The organism is Streptomyces sp. NPDC005496 (assembly GCF_042872045.1).
Taxonomy (GTDB): Bacteria; Actinomycetota; Actinomycetes; order Streptomycetales; family Streptomycetaceae; genus Streptomyces.
This window is the reverse complement of record NZ_JBIAJQ010000002.1, coordinates 703,571-727,664: the sequence shown is the minus strand read 5'-3', so window position 1 is coordinate 727,664 and position 24,094 is coordinate 703,571. Positions and strand designations below refer to the sequence as shown.

19 protein-coding genes are annotated in these 24,094 nt (G+C 72.1%); 6 read left to right on the top strand and 13 right to left on the bottom strand.

All coding sequences use genetic code 11. The features are described 5' to 3' along the window. Positions 1–17: 17 nt before the first annotated feature. Positions 18–896: a DUF4429 domain-containing protein gene (locus ACFYQQ_RS07675; protein ID WP_356237644.1), complete on the bottom strand. Its 879-nt coding sequence runs from the start codon at positions 894–896 to the stop codon at positions 18–20. Positions 897–1,002: 106 nt separating this feature from the next. Here ACFYQQ_RS07675 and ACFYQQ_RS07670 point away from each other — a divergent pair, with 106 nt between their 5' ends. Next, positions 1,003–2,598 (top strand): beta-N-acetylhexosaminidase, encoded by a 1,596-nt coding sequence (locus ACFYQQ_RS07670; RefSeq protein ID WP_388903860.1) that lies wholly within the window; start codon positions 1,003–1,005, stop codon positions 2,596–2,598. A gap of 63 nt (positions 2,599–2,661) precedes the next feature. Here ACFYQQ_RS07670 and ACFYQQ_RS07665 read toward each other — a convergent pair whose 3' ends face one another. From ACFYQQ_RS07665 to ACFYQQ_RS07620, 10 genes are all read right to left on the bottom strand, one after another. Continuing rightward, complete coding sequence (locus ACFYQQ_RS07665; RefSeq protein ID WP_356164678.1) at positions 2,662–4,434, bottom strand: IucA/IucC family siderophore biosynthesis protein; 1,773 nt, start codon at positions 4,432–4,434, stop codon at positions 2,662–2,664. Further along, positions 4,431–4,994 carry a GNAT family N-acetyltransferase gene (locus ACFYQQ_RS07660; protein ID WP_355787205.1) on the bottom strand — a complete coding sequence of 188 codons (564 nt, stop codon included), beginning with the start codon at positions 4,992–4,994 and terminating at the stop codon, positions 4,431–4,433. The genes ACFYQQ_RS07665 and ACFYQQ_RS07660 overlap by 4 nt, the downstream gene beginning before the upstream one ends. After that, a complete protein-coding gene (locus ACFYQQ_RS07655) occupies positions 4,991–6,271 on the bottom strand; it encodes a SidA/IucD/PvdA family monooxygenase (protein ID WP_355787202.1) in 1,281 nt (426 codons plus the stop codon). The genes ACFYQQ_RS07660 and ACFYQQ_RS07655 overlap by 4 nt, the downstream gene beginning before the upstream one ends. Next, complete coding sequence (gene desA, locus ACFYQQ_RS07650; protein WP_355787199.1) at positions 6,255–7,697, bottom strand: lysine decarboxylase DesA; 1,443 nt, start codon at positions 7,695–7,697, stop codon at positions 6,255–6,257. Before desA ends, ACFYQQ_RS07655 begins: the two co-directional genes overlap by 17 nt. A gap of 166 nt (positions 7,698–7,863) precedes the next feature. After that, the gene (locus ACFYQQ_RS07645) at positions 7,864–8,748 is read right to left on the bottom strand and encodes a siderophore-interacting protein (protein WP_355787196.1); all 885 of its coding nucleotides are present in this window, start codon (positions 8,746–8,748) and stop codon (positions 7,864–7,866) included. 76 nt (positions 8,749–8,824) lie between these two features. After that, complete coding sequence (locus ACFYQQ_RS07640; RefSeq protein WP_355787193.1) at positions 8,825–9,874, bottom strand: ABC transporter substrate-binding protein; 1,050 nt, start codon at positions 9,872–9,874, stop codon at positions 8,825–8,827. 137 nt (positions 9,875–10,011) lie between these two features. Then, on the bottom strand, positions 10,012–11,172 hold the full coding sequence (locus ACFYQQ_RS07635) for an acyl-CoA dehydrogenase family protein (RefSeq protein WP_356164689.1): 1,161 nt from the start codon (positions 11,170–11,172) through the stop codon (positions 10,012–10,014). Between the two features lie 4 nt (positions 11,173–11,176). Then, positions 11,177–12,124, bottom strand: coding sequence for a hydroxymethylglutaryl-CoA lyase (locus ACFYQQ_RS07630; RefSeq protein ID WP_355786387.1), 948 nt, complete (start codon positions 12,122–12,124; stop codon positions 11,177–11,179). Continuing rightward, positions 12,121–14,109, bottom strand: a complete 1,989-nt coding sequence (locus ACFYQQ_RS07625) for an acetyl-CoA carboxylase biotin carboxylase subunit (protein WP_355786384.1) — start codon at positions 14,107–14,109, stop codon at positions 12,121–12,123. The genes ACFYQQ_RS07630 and ACFYQQ_RS07625 overlap by 4 nt, the downstream gene beginning before the upstream one ends. 14 nt (positions 14,110–14,123) lie before the next feature. Continuing rightward, positions 14,124–15,740 carry a carboxyl transferase domain-containing protein gene (locus tag ACFYQQ_RS07620; protein ID WP_356164692.1) on the bottom strand — a complete coding sequence of 539 codons (1,617 nt, stop codon included), beginning with the start codon at positions 15,738–15,740 and terminating at the stop codon, positions 14,124–14,126. 86 nt (positions 15,741–15,826) lie between these two features. Between ACFYQQ_RS07620 and ACFYQQ_RS07615 the strand changes: the two genes are divergently transcribed. From ACFYQQ_RS07615 to ACFYQQ_RS07600, 4 genes are all read left to right on the top strand, one after another. Continuing rightward, positions 15,827–16,429 carry a TetR/AcrR family transcriptional regulator gene (locus ACFYQQ_RS07615; protein ID WP_355788934.1) on the top strand — a complete coding sequence of 201 codons (603 nt, stop codon included), beginning with the start codon at positions 15,827–15,829 and terminating at the stop codon, positions 16,427–16,429. Between the two features lie 102 nt (positions 16,430–16,531). Next, entirely contained in the window at positions 16,532–17,689 is a 1,158-nt protein-coding gene (locus ACFYQQ_RS07610; protein WP_355788931.1) for an acyl-CoA dehydrogenase family protein, read from the top strand. Between the two features lie 35 nt (positions 17,690–17,724). Beyond that, a complete protein-coding gene (locus ACFYQQ_RS07605; RefSeq protein WP_355788928.1) occupies positions 17,725–18,606 on the top strand; it encodes an acyl-CoA thioesterase II in 882 nt (293 codons plus the stop codon). 11 nt (positions 18,607–18,617) lie between these two features. Next, the gene (locus ACFYQQ_RS07600) at positions 18,618–19,592 is read left to right on the top strand and encodes a cation diffusion facilitator family transporter (RefSeq protein WP_355788925.1); all 975 of its coding nucleotides are present in this window, start codon (positions 18,618–18,620) and stop codon (positions 19,590–19,592) included. A 37-nt stretch (positions 19,593–19,629) separates the two neighbouring features. Here the strand turns inward: ACFYQQ_RS07600 and ACFYQQ_RS07595 are convergent, their stop codons facing one another. Both ACFYQQ_RS07595 and ACFYQQ_RS07590 read right to left on the bottom strand, forming a co-directional pair. Continuing rightward, positions 19,630–20,418, bottom strand: coding sequence for a phosphatase (locus tag ACFYQQ_RS07595; RefSeq protein WP_355788922.1), 789 nt, complete (start codon positions 20,416–20,418; stop codon positions 19,630–19,632). A 97-nt stretch (positions 20,419–20,515) separates the two neighbouring features. Further along, a complete protein-coding gene (locus tag ACFYQQ_RS07590) occupies positions 20,516–22,393 on the bottom strand; it encodes a PucR family transcriptional regulator ligand-binding domain-containing protein (protein WP_388903851.1) in 1,878 nt (625 codons plus the stop codon). Between the two features lie 191 nt (positions 22,394–22,584). Between ACFYQQ_RS07590 and ACFYQQ_RS07585 the strand changes: the two genes are divergently transcribed. Beyond that, a complete protein-coding gene (locus ACFYQQ_RS07585) occupies positions 22,585–24,048 on the top strand; it encodes a sodium:solute symporter (protein WP_355780771.1) in 1,464 nt (487 codons plus the stop codon). The last annotated feature ends 46 nt before the right edge of the window (positions 24,049–24,094 follow it).

Here is a 24,094-nt window from a genome sequence, read left to right as displayed (position 1 = left end):
CACCGGGGCGGCGGTCCTCACATCCTCCTGAGGACCGCCTGCTTGGCCAGCGCGAACTCCTCGTCCGTCAGGACGCCCGAGCGGTGCAGCTCGCCCAGTTCACGCAGCCGGCGCAGCAGGGCGTCATGGCCGTCCTCGGCCGGCTCTCCGGCGGTGAGCGCCTTCGGGCTCTCCGGCGGTGCCTCCCGCGCGGCGGCGGCCGGGTGCGGAAGCCGGGCCTGCACCGCCGCCGCCACCAGCGCCATCAGCGGGTCCTTCCGGAAGCCCCACAGCTGCACGGAGTTGGGGTCGTACTTCGGCGGCACCTTCGTCCGCTCGCCGCGCACCGTGAAGCGCAGGTAGCCGTCCTCCAGGCCGACCGAGGGCTGCCACTCCACGCCGATGATGTCGGTGACGGCGAGGGTGCGGGCGCCGGCCGCCGCTTTCGCGTCCTCCGTCTTCCAGTTCCACTCCAGGCGCACCCGCTCCCCGTCGAAGCCCGCCGTGCCGTCGCCCGCGGACACCGACAGCGGCACCGCGGGGCCGGGCAGCAGGTACGAGGCCACCGGGTCCGCCGGAATCCCCTCCAGGAGCAGGGAGTTGCGGACCTCCTCCACCAGGTACTCGGCCACCCCGTAGCGGTCCGACTCGACCACGAGCTGGTACGGGTCGGCCGCGTCGGTGAGCCTGCCTCCGGTCGCCTGGAGCAGCGGGTCCGCGCCCTCGCGCAGCCGCAGCCGCAACCGGCCCGCCTTACGGCCCTGTTCGAAGGAGATGCCCGCCAACGCCTCAAGGGGGACGGTCAGTTCACCCAGTGTCCGGCGCAGCAGGCCGACGCTCTTGTCGCGGCCCGGAGTCAGGCGCAGTGCGTCGCCCTCGAAGGTCCACGTGCCGTCCCGCTGGATGATTTCCGCCATGAGAGGGATTGTTTCACCGGCTGTGCGGGAGAGTGGTCTATACCGATCCGGGTCCAGACCAGGGGACCCCACCGGAGCTCGTGGAGCTTCATGGAAGGGAGCGCATGTGAGACAGCACCACAGAACGCCCCGCCTGCTCGGTACGCTGCTGCTCGTGGTGGCTGCCGGTATCTCCGTCGTCGGCGCGGCTCCTGCCGCGACCGGCGTCCCCGTCCCGCTGGGCCAGGTCGTCCCGGCCCCCCTCTCGGTCGAGGCGAAGGGGGCGCCGTACCGCATCACCGGCGACACCCGCATCCGCGTCGACGACTCGCCCGGGGCCCGCCGCGTCGGCGAGTACCTCGCGGACGTGCTGCGGCCCTCCACCGGCTACCGGCTGCCCGTCACCTCGCGCGGCGGGGACGGCATCCGGCTGCGGCTCGGCTCGAACTCCGCGCGCGCACTGGGCGACGAGGGCTACCGCCTCGACAGCGGCAGATCCGGCGTCACCATCACCGCGCGCAAGGCAGCCGGGCTCTTCCACGGCGTCCAGACGCTGCGCCAGCTCCTGCCGGCCGCGGTCGAGAAGAGGTCCGCGCAGCCCGGCCCCTGGCTCGTCGCGGGCGGCACCGTCAAGGACGCCCCGCGCTACGGCTACCGCGGCGCGATGCTCGACGTCTCCCGGCACTTCTTCACGGTCGCCCAGGTAGAGCGGTACATCGACCAGCTGGCGCTCTACAAGATCAACAAGCTGCATCTGCATCTCTCCGACGACCAGGGCTGGCGCATCGCGATCGACTCCTGGCCGCGCCTGGCCACCCACGGCGGCTCGACCCAGGTCGGCGGCGGAACGGGCGGGTTCTACACGAAGGACCAGTACCGGCGGATCGTACGGTACGCGGCCTCACGCCACCTGGAGGTCGTCCCGGAGATCGACATGCCGGGGCACACCAACGCGGCCCTCGCCTCGTACGCCGAGCTGAACTGCGACGGCGTGGCCCCCGAGCTGTACACCGGCACCGAGGTCGGCTTCAGTTCGCTGTGCGTCGACAAGCCGGTGACGTACGACTTCGTGGACGACGTGATCCGTGAACTGGCCGCGCTCACCCCGGGCCGCTATCTGCACATCGGCGGCGACGAGGCGCACTCCACCAGTCACGCGGACTACGTGGCCTTCATGGAGCGGGTGCAGCCCGTGGTCGCCCGGTACGGCAAGACGGTGATCGGCTGGCACCAGCTGACCGGCGCCACCCCGGTGAAGGGCGCGCTGGCCCAGTACTGGGGACTGGACGACACGAGCGCCGCCGAGAAGGCCCAGGTCGCGAAGGCCGCCCAGAACGGGACGGGGCTGATCCTGTCCCCGGCCGACCGCGTCTACCTCGACATGAAGTACACCGCGGACACCCCGCTCGGCCTCGACTGGGCGGGTCTCGTCGAGGTGCGGCGGTCCTACGACTGGGATCCGGGCGCCTATCTGCCCGGCGCCCCCGCGTCGGCCGTCCGAGGTGTCGAGGCGCCGCTGTGGACCGAGACGATCCTGAACTCGGACCACATCGAGTACATGGCGTTCCCGCGCCTGCCCGGCGTGGCCGAGCTGGGCTGGTCGCCGGCCACGGCCCACGACTGGGACGCGTACAAGGTGCGGCTCGCCGCGCAGGCCCCGCGCTGGGAGGCGCTGGGCATCGACTACTACCGCTCACCGCAGGTGCCCTGGCCCGCCCCCTAGGACGCGGGACGCGGGACGGAGGTGGGGCCCGGGAGGACCGTCTCCCGGGCCCCACCTCGGCTTTCAGAGGCCCGCGATGGGGTTCTTCAGGGTCCCGACGAGCTGAAGCGCGCCGGACGGGTCGGCCAGGTCCACCATCTGCCGGTTGTCGCGCAGCTGGAGCCGGTTGAGGCAGGACAGGGCGAACTCCGGGGCGAACAGGTCGTACTGGCGGAACTTGTCCGCGAGTTCGGGCGTCGCGTCCTGGTACTCGCGCACGCACTCGGCGACCGTCCGCCAGAAGCCGTCCTCGTCGAGGATCCCCTCGGAGGCGAGGTTCGCCGCGAGGAAGCGGAAGAAGCAGTCGAAGACGTCGGTGAAGATCGACAGCAGCTTCGTGTCCTCGGGCACCTCCACGCGGATCCGCTCGACCGCGGGCGGCAGCACCGCGTCCGGGTCCATGACCGCGATCTCCTCGGCGATGTCCTTGTAGACCGCCCGCCGGACCGCGCCGTCCTCCAGGACCAGGATCACGTTCTCGCCGTGCGGCATGTAGACGAGGTCGTAGGCGTAGAAGCTGTGCAGCAGGGGCGTGAGGTAGGCCCGCAGGTAGCCGCGCAGCCACTCGACCGGGGTCAGGCCCGACCGCTCGATCAGCGCGCCCGCGAAGGACGCCCCCTCGTGGTCGACGTGGACGAGCGAGGCCATCGTGGCCAGCGACTCGCCCTCCCTGAGCGAGGTCACCGGACTCTCGCGCCACAGCGCGGCGAGCATCTTGCGGTAGGGGGAGTAGCGGTCGGTGGCGGCCTCGTACTCCAGGTGGCGGTAGCCGACGGCGGCCCGCTCGCGGATGACCGTCAGGCCGGTGGACTTGAGCACCGGGTCGTTGTCGACGAGCTGCGCGAGCCAGTCGTTGATGGCCGGGGTCGCCTCCATGTAGGCGGCCGACAGCCCTCGCATGAAGCCCATGTTGAGGACCGACAGCGCGGTCTTCACGTAGTGCTTCTCCGGGTTGCTCGTGTTGAAGAACGTCCGGATCGACTGCTGGGCCAGGTACTCGTCGTCGCCCTCGCCGAGGCAGACCAGGTGCCGCCGGGCGACCTCGGCCGCGAAGGTCACGGTGAGCTTGTTCCACCACTGCCAGGGGTGGACCGGGATGAAGAGGTAGTCGGCCGGGTCGAGTCCCTCGGCGGTGAGCGTGGCGTGGAAGCGCCGGACGGTCTCCTCGCCCAGCTCCTCGCGCACGAACGACTCGTACTCGATGCCGACGCCCGCCGTGAAGGCGGCCCGCGAGCGGTGCGCGGCCAGCCACACCAGCCGGACCGGGCTCGCGGTCTCCGGCGCGTACGAGAGGTACTCGTGCACGCCGAAGCCGAGCCGGCCGTTGTTGGCGACGAAGCAGGGGTGGCCCTCGGTCATCCCGGTCTCGATGGCCTGGAAGCCGCTCCTCGCCAGGTCGGCGGAGCTGGTCCGCGGCTTGGTGAGCTTGAAGCAGGTGCCGGACAGGGTGGAGGAGATCTCCTCCAGGTAGACCGGCAGGACCTCGTCGCTCAGGCCCAGCGACGACCGCAGCTCGATGACGAAGTCCAGCGCGGCGAGCGGGAGTTCGCGTCCGTCGCGGTGACGGGTGACGGACGCCGCGTCCACCTCCCAGTGGTCGAGCGCGCGGCGGCGGGCGGTGAAGCCGTAGCGGGTGAGCCCGTCGTCGCTGTGGACGGTGTAGCGGTCGCCGCCCCGCGGCAGCGGCGTGATCAGCCGCTCGTGGGCGAACTCGGCGAGCGCCTTGCGGATCAGCAGGCGGTTGGCCTCGGCCCAGCGCTCGGGGGAGAGGTGGGCCACGGCGTCGGACAGGGTCATGTCGCCACTCCTCGGACGGCGGCGAGGACCGCCGCCTCGCGGGCCGTCAGGTACTGCTCCCGGGTGCAGAAGCTCAGCAGCGCCCGCTTCTCCGGCTTGTCTATCTCGCGGTCGGGGACGAAGCCGACGGCCGCGTTCAGCGCGTGCACGGCCTTGTTGGACACGTCGGGCTCGACCACGACCCGCCGGGTGCGCGGGTCGGCGAACAGCTCGTCCATCACCGCGGTGATCACCGCCCGGGTGAACCCGTGCACGGGGGTGTCGGTCGGCGGCACCAGGAAGTGCATGCCGACGTCGCCCGGCTCGGGCTCGTACAGGCCGACGAGCTCGACGTACCTCGGGTCGTAGCGCTCCATCAGGAACGCGGGCTCGCCGTCCGACAGCCCGAGGAACGCGTCGTGGTGCTCGTGCGCGGCGATCGCCATGTACTCGCGCTCGACGTCCTCGAGTGCGGCGTCCTGCATCATCCAGAAGGCCGCCTTGGGATGCGTGACCCAGCCGTGCAGCAGCACGGCGTCCTTCAGGGGGTCGAGCGGGCGGAAGGTGAAACGGGTGCTCATACAGCGAACTCCTGGAACGCGATCGTCTTCTCGACGGGGTAGTACTCGGTGCCGAGCAGCTCCCGGATGATGTACGCGTTGCGGTACGCGCCCATGCCCAGGTCGGGACTCGTGATGCTGTGGGTGTGCACGCCGGCGTTCTGCAGGAAGACCCCGCGGCCGGTGACGTCGACGGCGTAGTTGCGGGCCACGTCGAAGTTGTTGCGGGAGTCGTAGCGCAGCCGGTCCCGGACCGGCTTGAGGAACTCCGGCTCGGTGTACTTGTAGCCGGTGGCCAGGATCAGCCCCTCGGAGGCGAGCTCGTAGTCCTTCTGCTGCTCCTCCTGGCGCAGTCCGAGCGTGTACGTGCCGTCCCGGTACTCCGCCCTGTGCAGCGAGGAGTTGGTGAGCAGCCGGGTGGGGACCGGGCCGCCGACGTTCTTCTGGTAGAGCAGGTCGAAGATCGCGTCGATCAGCTCCCCGTCGATGCCCTTGAACAGGCCCTTCTGCTCCTCCTGGAGGCGGTAGCGGGTCGGCTCGGGCAGCGCGTGGAAGTAGTCGATGTACTCCGGGGAGGTCATCTCCAGCGTCAGCTTGGTGTATTCGAGCGGGAAGAAGCGCGGCGAGCGCGTCACCCAGTTCAGCTGGTAGCCGTGGACGTCGATCTCGCTCAGCAGGTCGTGGTAGATCTCGGCAGCGGACTGGCCGCTGCCGACCAGCGTGATCGACTTCTTCCGCTGGAGCTCCCGCTTGTGCTGCATGTAGCGGGAGTTGTGGATGAAGTCGCCGCCGAGGCCGGCGCACGCCTCGGGGACGTACGGGGGAGTGCCGGTGCCGAGGACCAGGTGGCGGGCGCGGTACGTCTCGCCGCCCTCGGTGCGCACGGCGTACACCTCGGCGCCCTCGTCGTACGTCACCTCCGCCACCGTCGTGCCGAAGCGGACGCAGCTCAGCTTGGAGGCGGCCCAGCGGCAGTAGTCGTCGTACTCGACGCGCAGCGGGTAGAAGTTCTCCCGGATGTAGAACGCGTACAGACGGCCCGATTCCTTCAGGTAGTTGAGGAAGGAGTACGGGGAGGTCGGGTCGGCGAGCGTGACGAGGTCCGACATGAAGGGGGTCTGGAGGTGGGCGCCCTCCAGGAACATCCCGGAGTGCCACTCGAAGTCCGGCTTGGACTCCAGGAAGACGCCGTCCAGTTCGGCGATCGGCTCGGTGAGGCAGGCGAGGCCGAGGTTGAAGGGACCCAGCCCGATCCCCACGAAGTCGTGCACGCGGGTGGATTCAGGAAGCGCGGTCAAGGGACTCTCCCAGGTACTGCTCGGCGTGGCCGGCGATCAGACCGAGTACGGCGGCGATGTCGTCGGCCGTGGTCTCGGGATTGAGCAACGTGAACTTCAGGTAGTGGCGGCCGCCGACCTTGGTGCCCGCGACGACGGCGTCACCGGAGGCGAACAGGGCCTTGCGGGCGTACAGGTTGGCGCGGTCGATCTCGGCGGGGTCGGTGACGGCGGCCGGGATGTAGCGGAAGACGAGGGTGGACAGCGACGGCCGGACGACCACGTCGAAGCGCGGGTCGGCGGCGAGCAGCTCCCAGCCCTCGGCGGCCAGGTCGCAGACCTCGTCGAAGAGCTCCCCGATGCCGTCGGCGCCCATCACGCGCAGCGTCATCCACAGCTTGAGGGCGTCGAAGCGGCGCGTGGTCTGCAGGGACTTGTCGACCTGGTTGGGGATGCGCTCCTGCACCATGCGCCGGGGGTTGAGGTACTCCGCGTGGTAGGTGGCGTGGCGCAGCGTGGAGGCGTCGCGGACCAGCACCGCGGAGGAACTCACGGGCTGGAAGAAGGACTTGTGGTAGTCGACGGTGACCGAGTCGGCGCGCTCGATGCCGTCGAGGCGGTCCCGGTTCTTCAGCGAGGTGAGCAGTCCGCAGCCGTAGGCGGCGTCCACGTGCATCCAGGCGCCGGACCGGGCGCACAGCTCCGCGATCTCGGGGAGCGGGTCGATGGAGCCGAAGTCGGTGCTGCCGGCGGTGGCGACGACGGCCATGGGGGTGAGGCCCTCGCGCTTGCAGCGGTCCAGTTCGTGCGCGAGGGCAAGGGTCTGCATCCGCTTGTCGTGGTCGACGGGGACGGAGACGACGCTGTCCGCGCTCAGGCCGAGGAGTTTGGCGGACTTCCGGACGCTGAAGTGGCTGACCTCGGAGGCGAAGATGCGCAGGGACCCGAGGTCGTCGGCCTTGGCCTCCTCGCGGGCCAGCAGCAGCGCCTGGAGGTTGGACTGGGTGCCGCCGCTGGTGAAGACGCCGTCGGCGGCCGGGCCGAGGCCGATGCGCTCGGCGGTCCAGTCGACGAGCCTGCGCTCGATGAGGGTGCCGCCCGCGGACTGGTCCCAGGTGTCGAGTGAGGAGTTGACGGCGGACAGGACGGCCTCGCCGAGCACGGCCGGGATCACGACCGGGCAGTTGAGGTGCGCGAGGTAGCGGGGGTGGTGGAAGTAGACGGCGTCCCGGAGGTAGACCTCCTCCAGTTCGTCGAGGACCGCGGTGGTGTCGTGCAGCGGGCGGTCCAGGTCGATCCGGTCGATGCGGGGCGCGAGTTCGTCGACCGTGACGCCGGTGAACGGACGGCCGGTGGTGGCGAGTTTGGCCGCCACCCGCTCGACTCCTTCAATCACGGAACGGCGGTACCGCTCCGCGGTCGTGTCATTGAGCAGGTGCGAGCGCATGTGGGGGTCCTCCGTGCGGGAGAGTCCGAGCCGGACGGGAGCGGGGCGGGACAAGGGAAAGGGGCGAAGTCGCGCTTTCAACTTAGGTTAGCCTAACCTAAGTCGATCGTGCGACCCCACCCCACCTGCGTCTTTCAGGGGCGAGCGTCTCGGCGCGGCTCGCGACTCACTCCCGCTCCCGCAGCTGCTCCTCGGTCAGCCCGCGCCGCCAGTAACCGACGAACGTGACCCGGCGGCGGTCGACGCCGCACTCGCGCACGAGGTGGCGGCGCAGCGCCTTGACGCAGCCGGACTCGCCGGCGATCCAGGCGTACGGCGCGCGGGCGCAGGGGAGTCCGGCGTCCCGGATCGCGTCCAGGGCGAGGGGAGTCGAGGCGTCCTCGGCGCTCGCGGCGCGGGAGGTGTCGGCGCGCACCAGCCAGGTGATCTCGGCGTCGGCGTCGGTCACCACGTCCTGGATGTCGCCGGCGGCGGGGACCTCCAGCCAGGCGCGGACGCGCGTGCCGGCCGGCAGCGACTCCAAGACGGCGGAGGCCGCGGGCACGGCCGTCTCGTCGGCCCACAGGACCACCAGGTCGGTGTCCTCGGGCGGGCGGAAGCGGATCGCCCTGTTGTCCTCGACGGCCGGTCCGAGCAGCAGGACGCGGTCACCGGCCCGCGCGCCCGCCGCCCAGCGCGAGGCGGGACCGGCGGGGGAGGCCGCGCCCGGGTCCACGCCGTGCAGCGCGAAGTCGATGTCGATCTCGGTGGTGCGGCCCAGCGCGTCGCGGCGCAGTCCCCGCAGCGTGTACGAGCGCATCACCGCCCGTACGTCGTCCGGGAGTTCGCGCCAGCCCTGCCACCAGCCGTCGCCGAGCTCGACCGGGACGGCGGGCTCGCTCTGCCCGGGATGCGGCAGGAAGAGCGACAGGCTCTGATCGCGGCCGTCGGAGAGGAAGGCGTGCAGGTCGGAGCCCGCGAAGGTGACCCGGAGCAGCGACGGGCCGAGCCGCCTCGTCCGTGCCACCTGGAGGGAGAAGAAACGGAACGGGGCGGCCACGGCCGTCGTCATGTGTGCTCCTGAGTCGTCGTCAGGGGGCGGTTGTCGTCCGGGCGGCCCGGCCGGGGGCCGGGCAGCCCGCGGCGGGTCAGCTGACCTTCTTGGCCTTCTCGATGGCGGCCGCGAGGTCCTCGAGGATCGGGGCGCACTTGTCGTAGGAGAAGATCGGCTCCGTGACCCGGGGGATCACCTGGCCCGCCTTCACGGCCGGGAGCTTCTTCCAGGTGCCCTTGGTGATGTCGGCGGGCTGGATGGTCGCGGAGCGGTTGTCCATCATGATGATGTCCGCGTCGTACTTGTCGACGTTTTCCCAGCTCAGGTTCTCGAACCAGCCGCCGCTGGCCTTCAGGGTCTTCGCCGGGGGCTCGACGATGTTCACGCCGAGCGCCTTGAAGTACTCCAGGTCCACGGAGAGGTTGGAGCCGGAGACGTAGAAGATGTCCTGGCTCGCGGAGCCGATGAGGACCTTGATGTCCGGGTTGGCCTTGGCGGCCGCGCGCAGTTTGGCGGCCGCGTCCTCGAAGCGCTTCTTGGCCTTGGTGACCTTGGCGGACGTGACGTCGGCGCCGAGCGACTCGGCGAGCGCGAGCATCCGCTCCAGGGGGCCGGTCATCTGCCGGTCGTAGACGGAGATGCCGACGCTCGGGGCGCCGACCTTGGCGATCTTGTCCTTGGACTCCGCGGGGACGTACCAGAGCGTGCCCGCGTCGTCGAACATCGTGGAGATCAGGACGTCGGGCGCGAGGGCCGCGTACTTCTCGATGTTGAACTGGCCGTACTCGTTGCCGAGGATCGTCAGCTTGCTGATGTCCATGTCGCCGGCCTGGACGTCGGCCTTGCCGTCCTTGGTCTTCGTCGGGCCGAAGACGCCCTTGACCTCGATGCCGTAGTCGAACAGCGCGGCGGCGACACCGGTGAAGGCGACGATGTTCGCCGGGACCTTGTCGGCCTTGGCGGTCTGGCCGCGGTCGTCCTTGAAGGACCAGGGGCCGGACTTGCCCGACGTCGAGGCCTTGCCCGAGCCACCGCTTTTCGCGTCGTCGTCGCCGCACGCGGCGAGCGCGGCGCCGAGGCCGAGGGCGCCGCCCGCGGCCAGGATGCCGCGGCGGGAGAGGAGGTTGGCACGGGGCTTGGGCATGAGTGTGGCTGCTTTCGGCACGGGGCGATCCGCCCGCCGGACAAGTTCGAAGGTAGGTTAGCCTAACCTCAGAAGTTGTCCAGAGGGCGGGTCGCCGGGCACCGGCCCACGGGCCCGCGCGCGGAGGTGCCGGTGCGTCAGCCCACGAGGCCCAACTCCCGGGCGATCAGCATCCGCTGGACTTCGCTGGTGCCCTCGCCGATCTCCAGGATCTTGGAGTCGCGCCACATCCGGGCCACCGGGTACTCGTTCATGAAGCCGTACCCGCCGTGGATCTGCGTCGCCTCGCGCGCGTTGTCGACGGCCACGGTGGACGAGTACAGCTTGGCGAGCGCCGCCTCCTTCTTGAACGGCTCCCCGCTGACCAGCCGGGACGCCGCGTCACGCCAGGCGAGCCGGGCCGTGTGCGCCTTCATCTCCATGTCGGCGATCTTGAACTGGATCGCCTGGTACGCGCCGATGCTGCGCCCGAACGCGTGCCGTTCCTTCGCGTACTTCACCGACTCGTCCACACAGCCCTGCGCGAGACCCGTCGCGAGCGCCGAGATGGCTACGCGCCCCTCGTCCAGGATGCGCAGGAACTGCGCGTACCCGCGGCCCTCCTCGCCGAGCAGGTTCGCCGCCGGTACGCGGACGTCGGCGAAGGACAGCTCACGGGTGTCCGAGGCGTTCCAGCCGACCTTCGAGTACGGGGCGGCGACCGTGAACCCGGGGGTGCCGGACGGCACGATGATCGAGGAGATGCGCGGCCGGCCGTCCGCCTTGCGGCCGGTCACCGCGGTGACCGTCACCAGTCCGGTGATGTCCGTACCGGAGTTGGTGATGAAGCACTTGGTGCCGTTGATCACCCATTCGTCGGTGTCCTCGTCGAGCCGCGCCGTCGTCCGCGTCGCGCCCGCGTCCGAGCCGCCGTCGGGCTCCGTCAGGCCGAAGGCGCCGAGCATCTCGCCGGAGCACAGCCGCGGCAGCCACTCGGCCTTCTGCTCGGGCGTGCCGAAGAGGTGCAGGGGCATCGCCCCGAGCGAGACGCCGGCCTCCAGCGTGATGGCCACCGAGGAGTCCACCCGGGCCAGTTCCTCCAGGGCGATGCCGAGCGCCAGGTAGTCACCGCCCATGCCGCCGTACTCCTCGGGGAACGGCAGGCCGAACAGCCCCATGCGGCCCATCTCCCGCACGATCTCGTACGGGAACTCGTGCCGCTCGTAGAAGTCACCGATCTTCGGCGCGACGACGTCGTGCGCGAACTCCTCGACCGTACGCCGGAGTTCTTCGAGCTCGGGGGAGAGGCGGTGGTCCATGGGGTCACGGCTCCTTGTGGGAGAGGGCTTTGACGGTGCGGGAGGGGCTGGGTCGGCCCAGTTGTCCGGCCATCCACACGCTGGTGGCGGTGAGGCGGCCGAGGTCGACACCGGTCTCGATGCCGAGGCCCTGGAGCATCCACACCAGGTCCTCGGTGGCGAGATTGCCGGTGGCGGACTTGGCGTACGGGCAGCCGCCGAGGCCGCCCGCGGAGGCGTCGACGGTCGTCACGCCGTACTGGAGGGCGGCCAGGGTGTTGGCGAGCGCCTGTCCGTAGGTGTCGTGGAAGTGCACGCCCAGCGCGCCCACCGGGACGCCCGCCTCGCCGAGCGCGGAGAGCAGCGCGAGCACGTGACCGGGGGTCGCCACACCGATGGTGTCCCCGAGGCTCAGCTCGTCGCAGCCCATGTCGAGCAGCGCGCGGCACACGCGCACGACCTGCGGGACGGGCACGGCCCCCTCCCAGGGGTCGCCGAAGCACATGGACAGGTAGCCGCGGACGTGGACGCCCTCCGCGCGCGCCCGCTCGACGACCGGCGCGAACATGGCGAGCGCCTCGTCCACCGTGCGGTTGAGGTTGGCGCGGGCGAAGGACTCCGTCGCGCTGGCGAAGACGGCGACGCGGCGGGCGCCGAGCGCGAGGGCGCGGTCGAGCCCGCGTTCGTTCGGCACCAGCACGGGAAGGTCCACCGGGAGCCCGCTGATCAGGGGGAACAGCTGCTCCGCGTCCGCGAGTTGGGGCACCCACTTGGGATGCACGAAGCTCGTGGCCTCGACGGTGCCGAGGCCCGCGTCGGCCAGGCGCCTGACGAACTCGGCCTTCACCTCGGTCGGGACGGTCGCCTTCTCGTTCTGCAGGCCGTCGCGTGCGCCGACCTCGTGGATGCGCACCCGCGCGGGCAGGCCCGGCGCCGGTACGGTCATGGGAAGGCCGGGCTGGGGCGTGGTCATGAGGTCTCCTCCAGTGCCGGAGCCGCCGCGGCCGCGGGGATCGCCGCGTTCGCCGGGGCCTCCTCCGCCGGGGTGACGACCGCCAGGACCTGGTCCATGGCGACGGTCGAGCCCGGCGTCACGTCCAGCTCGCTGACGACGCCGGCGTGCGGCGCGGAGACGACGTGCTCCATCTTCATCGCCTCGACCACCAGCAGGCTCTGCCCGGCGCTCACCTCGTCGCCGACGGCCACCTTGACGACCGTCACCGTGCCGGGCATGGGGGCGGTGAGCGAGTCGGCGCCCGCGTGCCCGGCGCCCGTGAGGGAGGCGGCCACGGGGTCGTGGTCGCGCACCTGCCAGGCGTCGCCGTCGCGGCCGATCCAGTCGCCCGCGCGGTGGAAGCTGTGGCGGACGCCGTCCAGGGTCACGGAGACCCGGTCGGCGGTGACGGTGTGGCGGCCGCGCGGGCGGTGGGCGACCGCTTCGAGTCCCGGCACCCGCAACGGGAAGGCGGGCGGGGCCGGTTCGCCGCCCAGCCGCCAGCCGTCCGGCACCGAGAAGGGGTCGGTCCAGCCGGTGCCGCGCGGGGCGAGGGCGTCGAGGCGGACGGCCGCCGCTGCCTCGTACACCTCCTCGGGGACGTCGCCCGGGAGCAGCGAGTCCGCCTCCCGCTCGACCAGCCCGGTGTCCAGCTCGCCCGCCACGACCGCCGGATGGGCCAGCAGCCGCCGCAGGAACCCGGCGTTGGTCTGCACGCCCAGCGTGACCGTCCCGGCGAGCGCGGCGCGCAGCCTGCGCAGCGCCGTGGCCCGGTCGGGGCCGTAGGCGATGACCTTGGACAGCATCGGGTCGTAGAGGCTGCCGACCTCGGTGCCCTCGGACAGGCCCGAGTCGGTCCGCACGCCGTCGCCCTGCGGCTCCCGCAGGGCCAGCACCGTGCCGCCCGAGGGCAGGAAGCCGCGGGCCGGGTCCTCGGCGCAGATCCGCGCCTCGACCGCGTGGCCGGTGAGCGAGATGTCCTTCTGCTCGTACGGCAGGCGTTCGCCCGCCGCGACGCGCAGCTGCCACTCGACCAGGTCCAGGCCGGTGACCAGCTCGGTCACCGGGTGCTCGACCTGCAGGCGCGTGTTCATCTCCATGAAGTAGTACGAGGACGGGTCGCCGCCGGGCACGATGAACTCCACCGTGCCCGCCCCGCGGTAACCGCAGGAGCGGGCGGCCTGGACGGCGGCCTCACCCATCGCGGCGCGCGTCGCCTCGTCCAGGAGCACGCTCGGCGCCTCCTCGATGATCTTCTGGTGGCGGCGCTGGAGGGAGCACTCGCGCTCGCCCAGGTGCACCACGTGGCCGTGGCCGTCGGCCAGGACCTGGATCTCGATGTGCCGGGGCCGGTCGACCCAGCGCTCGACGAGGAGGGTGTCGTCGCCGAACGAGGCGCGGGCCTCGCGCCGTGCGGCGGCGATCTCGTCGGCGAGCAGCGCCTCCTCGCGCACCAGCCGCATGCCCTTGCCGCCGCCGCCCGCCGACGGCTTCAGCAGCACGGGCATGCCGATCTCGCGGGCGGCGTCGGCCAGTTGGCCGTCGGTGAGCCCGCTGCCCGAGGAGCCCGGGACGACGGGGACGCCCGCCGCCCGCACGGTCTCCTTGGCGCGGATCTTGTCGCCCATGAGGTCGATGGCGGAGGCGGGCGGCCCGATGAAGACCAGCCCGGCGTCCTCGCACGCCTGGGCGAACGCGGCGTTCTCCGCGAGGAAGCCGTACCCGGGGTGGACGGCTTGGGCGCCCGTGCGCGCGGCGGCCTCCAGCAGTCTGGGCACGGACAGATAGCTCTCGGAGGCGGGCGCGGGCCCGATCCGCACCGCCGTGTCCGCCTCGCGCACATGGCGGGCGTCGGCGTCCGCGTCGCTGAAGACGGCCACCGACCGCACGCCCAGCTCCCGGAGCGTGCGGATGACCCGGACGGCGATCTCGCCGCGGTTGGCCACAAGTACCGTGTCGAACATCGTCAGGGGTCCCCTCACATCCGGAAGACGCCGAAGCCGGGATCACCCAGCGGGGCGTTGGCGCACGCGGTCAAGGCGAGGCCCAGCACCTGCCGGGTCTCCACGGGATCGATCACACCGTCGTCCCAGAGCCTGGCCGTCGCGTAGTAGGCGTTCCCCTGCTGCTCGTACTGGGCGCGGATCGGGTCCTTGAAGGCCTCTTCCTCCTCGGCCGGCCAGGACTCCCCGCGCGCCTCCGCCTGGTCCCGCTTGACGGTGGCGAGGACGGACGCGGCCTGCTCGCCGCCCATCACGGAGATCTTCGCGTTCGGCCACATCCACAGGAAGCGCGGCGAGTACGCCCGGCCGCACATCGAGTAGTTGCCCGCGCCGTACGAGCCGCCGATCACCACGGTCAGCTTCGGCACGCGCGTGCAGGCGACAGCCGTGACCATCTTGGCGCCGTGCTTGGCGATGCCGCCGGCCTCGTACTGGCGGCCCACCATGAACCCCGAGATGTTCTGCAGGAACACCAGCGGGATGCCGCGCTGGTCGCACAGCTCGATGAAGTGGGCGCCCTTCTGCGCGGACTCGGAGAAGAGGATGCCGTTGTTCGCGACGATGCCGACCGGGTGCCCGTGGATCCGGGCGAAGCCGGTCACCAGGGTCTGCCCGAACTCCGCCTTGAACTCGGCGAAACGCGAACCGTCGACCACGCGGGCGATGACCTCGCGCACGTCGTACGGGGTGCGCGAGTCCACCGGCACCGCGCCGTACAGCCCGGCGGGGTCCACCTTGGGCTCGACGGCCGGCTCGACCGTCCAGGGCAGCTCCCCGCGCGCGGGGAGCGTCGAGGCGATGGTCCTGACGATGCGCAGCGCGTGCGCGTCGTCCTCCGCGAGGTGGTCGGTCACGCCGGACACGCGCGAGTGCACCTCGCCGCCGCCCAGCTCCTCGGCGGTGACCACCTCGCCGGTCGCGGCCTTCACCAGCGGCGGCCCGCCGAGGAAGATCGTGCCCTGGCCGCGCACGATCACGGCCTCGTCGCTCATCGCCGGGACGTAGGCGCCGCCCGCCGTGCAGGAGCCGAGCACCGCGGCGATCTGGGGGATGCCGGCGCCCGACATCCGCGCCTGGTTGTAGAAGATCCGCCCGAAGTGGTCCCGGTCGGGGAAGACCTCGTCCTGCATCGGCAGGAACGCGCCGCCCGAGTCGACCAGGTAGATGCAGGGGAGGCGGTTCTCCAGCGCCACCTCCTGGGCGCGCAGGTGCTTCTTCACCGTCATCGGGTAGTACGTGCCGCCCTTGACCGTGGCGTCGTTGGCGACGACCACGCACTCGCGGCCGCTCACCCGCCCGATCCCGGCGATCACCCCGGCGGCCGGTGCCGCTCCGCCGTACATCCCCTCGGCCGCCAGCGGCGCCAGCTCCAGGAAGGGCGAGCCCGGGTCGAGCAGCGTGTCCACCCGGTCGCGGGGCAGCAGCTTGCCGCGCGCGGTGTGCCGCTGCCTGGCCCGCTCACCACCGCCGAGCCGGGCCGCGGCCAGCCTGCGCCGCAACTCCTCGCCCAGCGCGTGGTGCGCCGCCTCGTTGGCCCGCCAGGCCTCCGACGCGGGGTCTGCCGCGCTCGTCAGCTCCGGTGCCTCGTGCATCCTGCGGTCCCCTCACCTTGTTAATGAGCGTTAACGCATTTCCTCCAGGTTAACGACCGCTAACCTCCCTGTCTAGAATTGCTTCCATGGCCACCAGAACCGACGCCCCCACCCGTCGCGAGCAGATCCTCAGGGAGGCCGCCCGGCTGTTCGCCGAGCGCGGCTTCCACGGCGTAGGAGTGGACGAGATAGGAGCGGCCGTCGGCATCAGCGGACCCGGCCTGTACCGGCACTTCGCGGGCAAGGACGCGATGCTCGCCGAGCTGCTGGTGGGCATCAGCGGCCAGCTGCTGACGGGCGGCAGGCGCCGGGTCGCCGAGGCCCGGGGCGGCTCGGAGGCGGTCCTCGACTCGCTCATCGAGGGGCACATCGACTTCGCGCTCGACGACCGTCCATTGATCACCCTGCACGACCGTGAGCTGGACCGCCTCCGGGACAGCGACCGCAAGCTCGTGCGTCAGCTCCAGCGCCAGTACGTGGAGCTGTGGGTGGAGGTCGTCCGCGAGGTCTACCCGGACCTCGCCGAGCCCGCGGCGCGCTCCGCCGTGCACTCCGTCTTCGGGCTCCTCAACTCCACGCCCCACCTGGGCCGCCCCGGCGCCCTGCCCGGCCGCGCGGGCACCGCGGAGCTGCTGCACCGCATGGCGCGCGGGGCCTTCCAGGCGGCCGGAGCGGCCCCCGTGGCGTGACGAGGGTCATGGGGTGACCGCTCTGGACGACCGTCGTGACCGACGGGTAACCTGAGATCTGAGCAAGCGCTTAGACAGATACCCCAGACGGAGGTGGCGGCGGTGCGCCGTACGGTGTTCAACGAGGATCACGAGGCGTTCCGGGAGACCCTCCGGGCCTTCATCGAGGCCGAGGTCGTACCCGTCTACGACGAGTGGTTCGCCGCGGGCCAGGCGCCGCGCGACTTCTACTACAAGCTCGCCGAGCTGGGTGTCTTCGGTATCCGCGTCCCCGAGGAGTTCGGCGGCGCGGGCATCGACTCGTACAAGTTCGAAGCCGTCATGTACGAGGAGACCGCGCGCGCGGGCGTCCAGTTCGGCGGCTCCGGCGTGCACGTGCTGCTCGGCCTGCCCTACATCAAGATGCTCGCCACCGACGAGCAGAAGAAGCGCTTCCTGCCGAAGTTCGTCTCCGGCGAGGAGATGTGGGCCCTCGCGATGACCGAGCCGGGCACCGGCTCCGACCTCGCGGGCATGAAGACCACCGCCAAGCTCTCCGAGGACGGCACGCACTACGTCCTCAACGGCTCCAAGACCTTCATCACCGGTGGCGTCCACGCCGACCGCGTGATCGTCTGCGCCCGCACCTCCGCGCCGACGGCCGAGGACCGCCGCCACGGCATCTCCCTGTTCGCCGTGGACACCAAGTCCGAGGGCTACTCCATCGGCCGCAAGCTGGACAAGCTGGGCCTGAAGACCTCCGACACCGCAGAGCTGGCGTTCGTCGACGTCAAGGTCCCCGTCGAGGACCTCCTCGGCGAGGAGAACAAGGGCTTCTACTACCTCGGCCACAACCTCGCGTCCGAGCGCTGGGGCATCGCCTTCGGCGCCTACGCGCAGGCCGCCGCGGCCGTCCGGTTCGCCAAGCAGTACGTCCAGGACCGCACCGTCTTCGGCAAGACCGTCGCCTCCTTCCAGAACACCAAGTTCGAGCTGGCCGCCTGCCAGGCCGAGGTGGACGCCGCGCAGGCCGTCGCCGACCGCGCCCTGGAGGCCCTCGACGCGGGCGAGCTGACCCCGGCCGAGGCCGCGTCCGCGAAGCTGTTCTGCACCGAGGTCGCGCACCGCGTGATCGACCGCTGCCTCCAGCTGCACGGCGGCTACGGCTTCATGAACGAGTACCCGATCGCCCGCCTGTACGCCGACAACCGCGTCAACCGGATCTACGGCGGCACCAGCGAGATCATGAAGACGATCATCGCCAAGGACATGGGTCTGTAAGGCCCGCGAAAAAAGTTCACGGTACAACTGACCCCATGAGTCAGGCACTTGAGTCCCTGCTCGATCTGCTCGACCTCGAGCGGATCGAGCAGGACATCTTCCGCGGCCAGTCCCGCTCCGCCGTCGTCCCCCGCGTGTTCGGCGGGCAGGTGGCGGCGCAGGCGCTGGTCGCCGCGGGCCGCACCGTCCCCGCGGACCGGCCCGCCCACTCCCTGCATGCGTACTTCCTGCGCGCCGGGGACCCGGGCGCGCCCATCGTCTACACCGTCGACCGCATCCGCGACGGGCGCTCCTTCACCACCCGCCGCGTCGTCGCCGTCCAGCACGGGCAGCCGATCTTCCACCTCTCCGCGTCCTTCCAGGCGTACGAGGAGGGGCTGGAGCACCAGGCCGCCATGCCGCCGGCCCCGGACCCCGAGACGCTGCCGACCACGGCCGAGATGCTGCCGCGCTACGCCGACGTCTTCGCCGATCCCGGCGTGGCCCGGCGTCTCGCCGAGGCCCGCGAGGCCGTCGACCTGCGCTACGTCGACGCGCCGCCCTTCGGCAGCGTCGGCGAGGCGCGCGAACCCCGCTCCCAGGTGTGGTTCCGCACCAACGGCAAGCTGGGCGGCGCCATCGACGAACCCCTGCTGCACGTCTGCCTCGCCACCTACGTCTCCGACATGACGCTCCTGGACTCGGTGCTGCTGCCGCACGGGCGCGGCGGCTGGGCGATCGGGGACGTCGTCGGCGCCTCGCTGGACCACGCCATGTGGTTCCACCGGCCGTTCCGCGCCGACGAGTGGCTGCTGTACGACCAGGAGTCCCCGTCCGCCTCCGGTGGCCGCGGGCTCGGCCAGGCCCGGATCTACACCCAGGACGGGCGGCTCGCCATCACGGTGATCCAGGAAGGCGTCGTCCGCGTTCCTCGGTGAGACTGGGCCGCATGGGAGCAGCGCGGGAACAGGAACCGGGCGGCGGCGAGAGCACGTTCACCGTGATCGTCGCCGCCGTCGCCAACCTCGGGACCGCGCTGGCCAAGGCCGTCGCCGGTGTCGTCAGCGGATCCAGCGCGATGCTGTCCGAGGCCGCGCACTCGGTGGCGGACACCGTCACCGAGGTGCTGCTGCTCACCGCGCTGAAGCGCAGCGAGAAGCCGGCCGACGAGGACCACCCGCTCGGCTACGGGCCCGAGCGCTACATCTGGGCGATGCTCGCCGCCGTCGCCACCTTCGTCGGCGGCGCGGTCTTCTCGCTCTACGACGGCGTCCACACCCTCGTCGCGGGCGAGGACCTCGGCGACCCCCTCGTCTCGTACGTCGTGCTGGCGGTCGCCTTCCTGCTGGAGGGCTACTCCCTGCGCACCGGCGTCCGCCAGGCGCGGGGCGAGGCCGACCGCTCCGGGACACCGTTCGTCCACTATCTCCGGCGCACCCCGGACACCGCGGTCAAGGCCGTCGTCATGGAGGACTCGGCCGCCCTGGTGGGCCTGGTGCTCGCCGCGGGCGGACTGCTCGGCGGGCAGCTCACCGGCTCCGGCGTCTGGGACGGCGCCGCCTCCCTCTGCATCGGCGTCCTGCTGCTCTACGTCGCCTGGGTCCTCGGCCGTTCCAACGCGGAGCTGCTCATCGGGCGGCCGCTGCCCCGGCCGGTGCGGGAGCGGATCCGCGCCGAGCTGCTCGCCGTGGAGCACATCGAGGCGGTTCTCGAACTGACCACGCTGGTGCAGGGGCCGCGGGAGGCGCTGGTCGCCGCCAAGGTCGACTTCCGGGACGCCTCGACCGCCGCCCAGATCGAGTGGGCCTGCGAACAGGCCGAACGGCGGCTGCGCGAGACGTTCCCCGCGGTCGGCCGCGTGTACCTGGACCCGACGCCGGGGTACGCCCAGCGCCGGAGGGAGGGACTCAGCCCGTGGCCGTGAACCGGCGGCCCGCCCGCCGGCGCGGACCGGGCCGGTGCTACTCCAGGCCCGCCGCGTTCAGCAGGTACGCCGTCATCGGGTCGTAATGGCGGGGGCTGGTGACGTGGTCGTCGAGGGGGATCGTCACCTGGAGCGTGCCCTCGGCCTCGGCGAGGAAGAGCGCCGGGTCGTTGCAGTCGGCGTACCCCATGGAGTCGATGCCGGCCTGGCCCGCGAAGCCCGCCCAGCCGTGGTCGGCGACGACCAGGTCGGGCAGCGGGCGGCCGTCCCGCTCCAGGCCGGCCAGGATCGCGCGCATCGGCTCGCCCGAATGGGTGTGCCACAGCGAGGCCCCGTGCTCCAGGACCGCGACGTCCGCGAACTGGAAGACGTACCCCTCGTCCGTCTGGAGCCCCGCCGGGATGACGACGATCTCGCAGCCGGCTCCGCGCAGGGCGTCGGCGGTCGCGCGGTGCACGTCGAGCAGGCCGCCGGGGTGCCCGGTGGCGAACAGCACCCGCTCCTCGCCGGCCGCCGCCTTGCGCAGCCGCGCGGCCATCCGGTCCAGGGCGTCGACGGTCAGCTCCGGGTCGATGGTGTCCTGGCCGTAGCGGTACTCCGGGTCGTCGTTCACACCGCACCGCTCCGCCATCACGGCGAGCACGTCCTGCTCGTCGCTCCAGCGGTCGCCGAGCTCAAGCCCGAGCCAGAAGTTGCGGTCGCCGTTCGCCAGCTTGCGGTAGTGGGAGAGGTTGTTCTCGCGGGGCGTGGCGACATCGCCCGCGATACGTGTCCGTACGAGGTGGTCGACGAGCTCGGCGCGGCTGGGAGTCCCGGGTATCGGCATGCCTCCCATTGTGCCGGGGCGGCCCGTCCGGGGCGCCGGTGTCCCGAGCCCTGGGACGTGCGTCACTCCTCACCGTGACCCCGGTGACCTCCCTCGTTCACCCCTCCCTCAGGGCGAACCACAGCTCCATCCGCACGTCCGGGTCGTCGAGGTCCGCCGCCAGCAGGGCCGCGCACCGCGTGATGCGCTGACGCACGGTGTTGCGGTGCACCGACAGCGCCACCGCCGTGCGGTCCCAACTCCCGTGCAGGGAGAGCCAGGTGCGCAGGGTCTCGGTCAGCGCGGGCTGCCCGGCGACGGGGGCGAGCAGGGCCCGCGCGTGCGCCTCGGCGTCGGAGGCGGGCACGAGGTCCGCGAGCGCCGGGCGCTCCCCGTGACGCACCAACGCCGCGCGGGTGGCACGGGCGCGGGCCAGGGCGCGGGCGGCCTGGGTGTCCGCGGCGGCCCACCCGTCCGGGGCGGCGGGGGCGCTGACCCCGCAGGTCCAGCCGGGCTGCGGGGCCGGTTCGCGGCCGGCCGGGACGAGGACGCGTACGACGTCGTCGCCCACGTCGACGAGCGTGGAACCGAGGGCGGCGCCCAGCGCGGAGGCCGCGACGGCGTCCGGCGCGGGAGCGTCCCCGGCGGGCCGGGCGTGCACCACGAGGAGGCGCTCGGCGCCGAGCAGCGGCGCCACCTCCCCGGGAGTCGCCCCGAGCAGTAGCCGGACCAGCGCCGCCGAGCGGGCCGCCCCGGTCCCGCTCTGGTGTTCCCCGGTGAGCAGCGACAGCAGGACGGCGGCCACGGAGGCGATGGTGTGGTCACCGGGGGCGCGCCCGGCCCCGGCGACCCCGAGGACGAAGCCCTGGCCCGCCCCGAGGGCGTAGGCGGCGAGGTGGACGCCGCCCACGGTGTCGGTGGCGGACGAGGGCCCCGGCGGGACCGCGCCCCCCGCTCGCCCGCGCGGCCGCACCACCCCGGCCAGCTCCCGCAACGCCCCCACGACCCAGCCCTCGGCGTCCGCCGCGCCGGGTACGGAGCCGGCCGGCCGGGGGCCGGGTGCCGTCGCGTCCTGTGTGGCCCCCGCCGGGCGGGGCCCGGAAGTCGCCGCGCCCTGTGCGGAGCCGGCCGGACGGGCCTCGGGTGCCGTCGCGCTCTGTCCGGAGCCCGCCGGACGGGGGCGTGGTGGCGCCGTGCTCTGCGCGGTTTCCGCCGGACGGGGGCCGGAAGCCGTCGCGTCCTGTGCTGGCCCCGCCGGACGGGCGCCGGGGTCCGTCGCGCCGGCTGCCGGGGCCTGCGTCCCAGGTGCCCGGTCGGCGGCCTCGGGCGTCGCCGTGCGCGGGGCGGACCGCGAGGCCGTGTCCGGTGCCGGGGTCCGCGGGACGCGTCCCGCGGTGGCGAGTTCCCGGCCCTCGGGGCCGTACAGGGCCGCCCAGCCGTCGGTGTGCCGGGCGAGCCGGCGCAGCACGGCCGGGACCGGGTCGGGCCGGGCGGCGGCCGCGGCGAGGCTCTGCTGGGCCTCCGTCACGCGGCGCAGCTCCGCCAGGCGGGCCTGGGCCATCAGCTGCCAGACCGCGCGGGCCACGCCCGAGAACGTGGTCTGCGGCGGCACCTCCAGCAGAGGCAGCCCGTACGCGTCACAGGCGGCGACCAGCGCCCGCGGCACCGTGTCGTGCACCGGGGCCAGACCGAAGCCCAGGGCCGCCCCGCCCGCGGCGACGATCCGGGACACGTAGTCGTCGAAGTAGGTCCCCGAGCCCGCCGCCTCCGGGATGTGCACCCCGGCGGTCAGCAGCAGCTCGCCGCCCAGCAGGTACGGGTACGGGTCGGCCATCTCCGAGGTGTGCGCCCAGTGGATCACCGTGTCGGGGTCGGCGGGGCCCGCGATCCGGCGCAGCCCCAGGTCGTCCCGGGCCAGCAGCGCGCCCAGCGGCACCGGCGGGGTCGGCGGGACGGGCGGTACTGCCGGGTCCGGCACGGTGGACGTTCCCTCCATCCGGAGCGGTTCGAGTGGATGAAACGTACACTTCGCAGTCGCTTTCCGGCCACCTAGGGTCAGAGCCGTCGGTAGCCGCGGGTACGGGCGGATGTCCCCGCGACCAGCTGCCGTACCGCCGGCCGCGCGACATGCGCCGGCCGCGTTCCCGCCGCACGACACGCCACCGAGAGTGCGCGAAGGAGGCCCCCATGGCCGTCGACTACACAGTGATCGTCGTCTATCTGGCCGGCATGCTGGCCATGGGCTGGTGGGGCATGCGCCGCGCCAGGTCCAAGAGCGAGTTCCTCGTCGCGGGCCGCCGCCTCGGGCCCGCGATGTACTCCGGCACCATGGCCGCGATCGTGCTCGGCGGCGCCTCCACCATCGGCGGTGTCGGCCTCGGGTACCAGTACGGGCTCTCCGGCGCCTGGATGGTCTTCACCATCGGCCTCGGACTGCTGGCCCTGTCCGTCTTCTTCTCCGCCCGCATCGCCCGGCTGAAGGTCTACACGGTCTCGGAGATGCTCGACCTGCGCTACGGCGGCCGGGCCGGCGTTATCTCGGGCGTGGTCATGTGGGCGTACACCCTGATGCTCGCGGTGACCTCGACCATCGCGTACGCCACCATCTTCGACGTCCTCTTCGACATGAACCGCACGCTCGCGATCGTCCTCGGCGGTTCGATCGTGGTCGCGTACTCGACGCTCGGCGGCATGTGGTCCATCACGCTGACCGACATGGTGCAGTTCGTGGTCAAGACGATCGGCGTGCTGCTGCTCCTGCTGCCCATCGCCGTCGTCAAGGCCGGCGGATTCGGCGAGATGAGGGCGAAGCTGCCCACCGAGTACTTCGACCCGCTGGGCATCGGCGGCGAGACGATCTTCACCTACGTGCTGATCTACACGTTCGGCATGCTGATCGGGCAGGACATCTGGCAGCGCGTGTTCACCGCCCGCAGCGACACCACGGCCAAGTGGGGCGGCACCGTCGCCGGCACCTACTGCCTGGTGTACGCGCTGGCCGGCGCCGTCATCGGCACGGCCGCCAAGGTCCTCTACCCCAAGCTGCCGAGCGCCGACGCCGCCTTCGCGACCATCGTCAAGGACGAACTCCCGGTCGGCGTGCGGGGCCTGGTGCTGGCCGCCGCGCTCGCCGCGGTCATGTCGACGTCCTCCGGCGCGCTGATCGCCTGCGCCACCGTCGCCAACAACGACATCTGGTCGCGGCTGCGCGGCGCCGTCACCCGGGACGGGGACGGGGAACGCGACGAGGTGCGCGGCAACCGCGCGTTCATCCTGATCATGGGCGTCGCGGTGATCTGCATCGCCATCGCGCTCAACAGCGTGGTCGAGGCGCTGACCGTCGCCTACAACCTGCTCGTCGGCGGACTGCTCGTCCCCATCCTCGGCGGTCTGCTGTGGAAGCGGGGGACCGCGCCCGGCGCGCTCGCCTCCGTCGCGGTGGGCGGTATCGCCGTCGTCGGCCTGATGGCCGCCTACGGCATCCTCGCCAACGAGCCCGTCTACTACGGCCTGCTCTCCTCGCTGGCCGCCTACGTGGTGGTGTCCCTGGCGACCAGGCCCACCGAGCCCGCCGTCCTCGCCGCCTGGCGGGAGCGCCTGGCCGGCCGCGGCTCCGAACCCTTGTCCGAACCCGTCCCGGCTCACCAGTAGAGTCGTACCAGTCGTACATACGCGACGAAGCGTAGGAAAGAGAGCA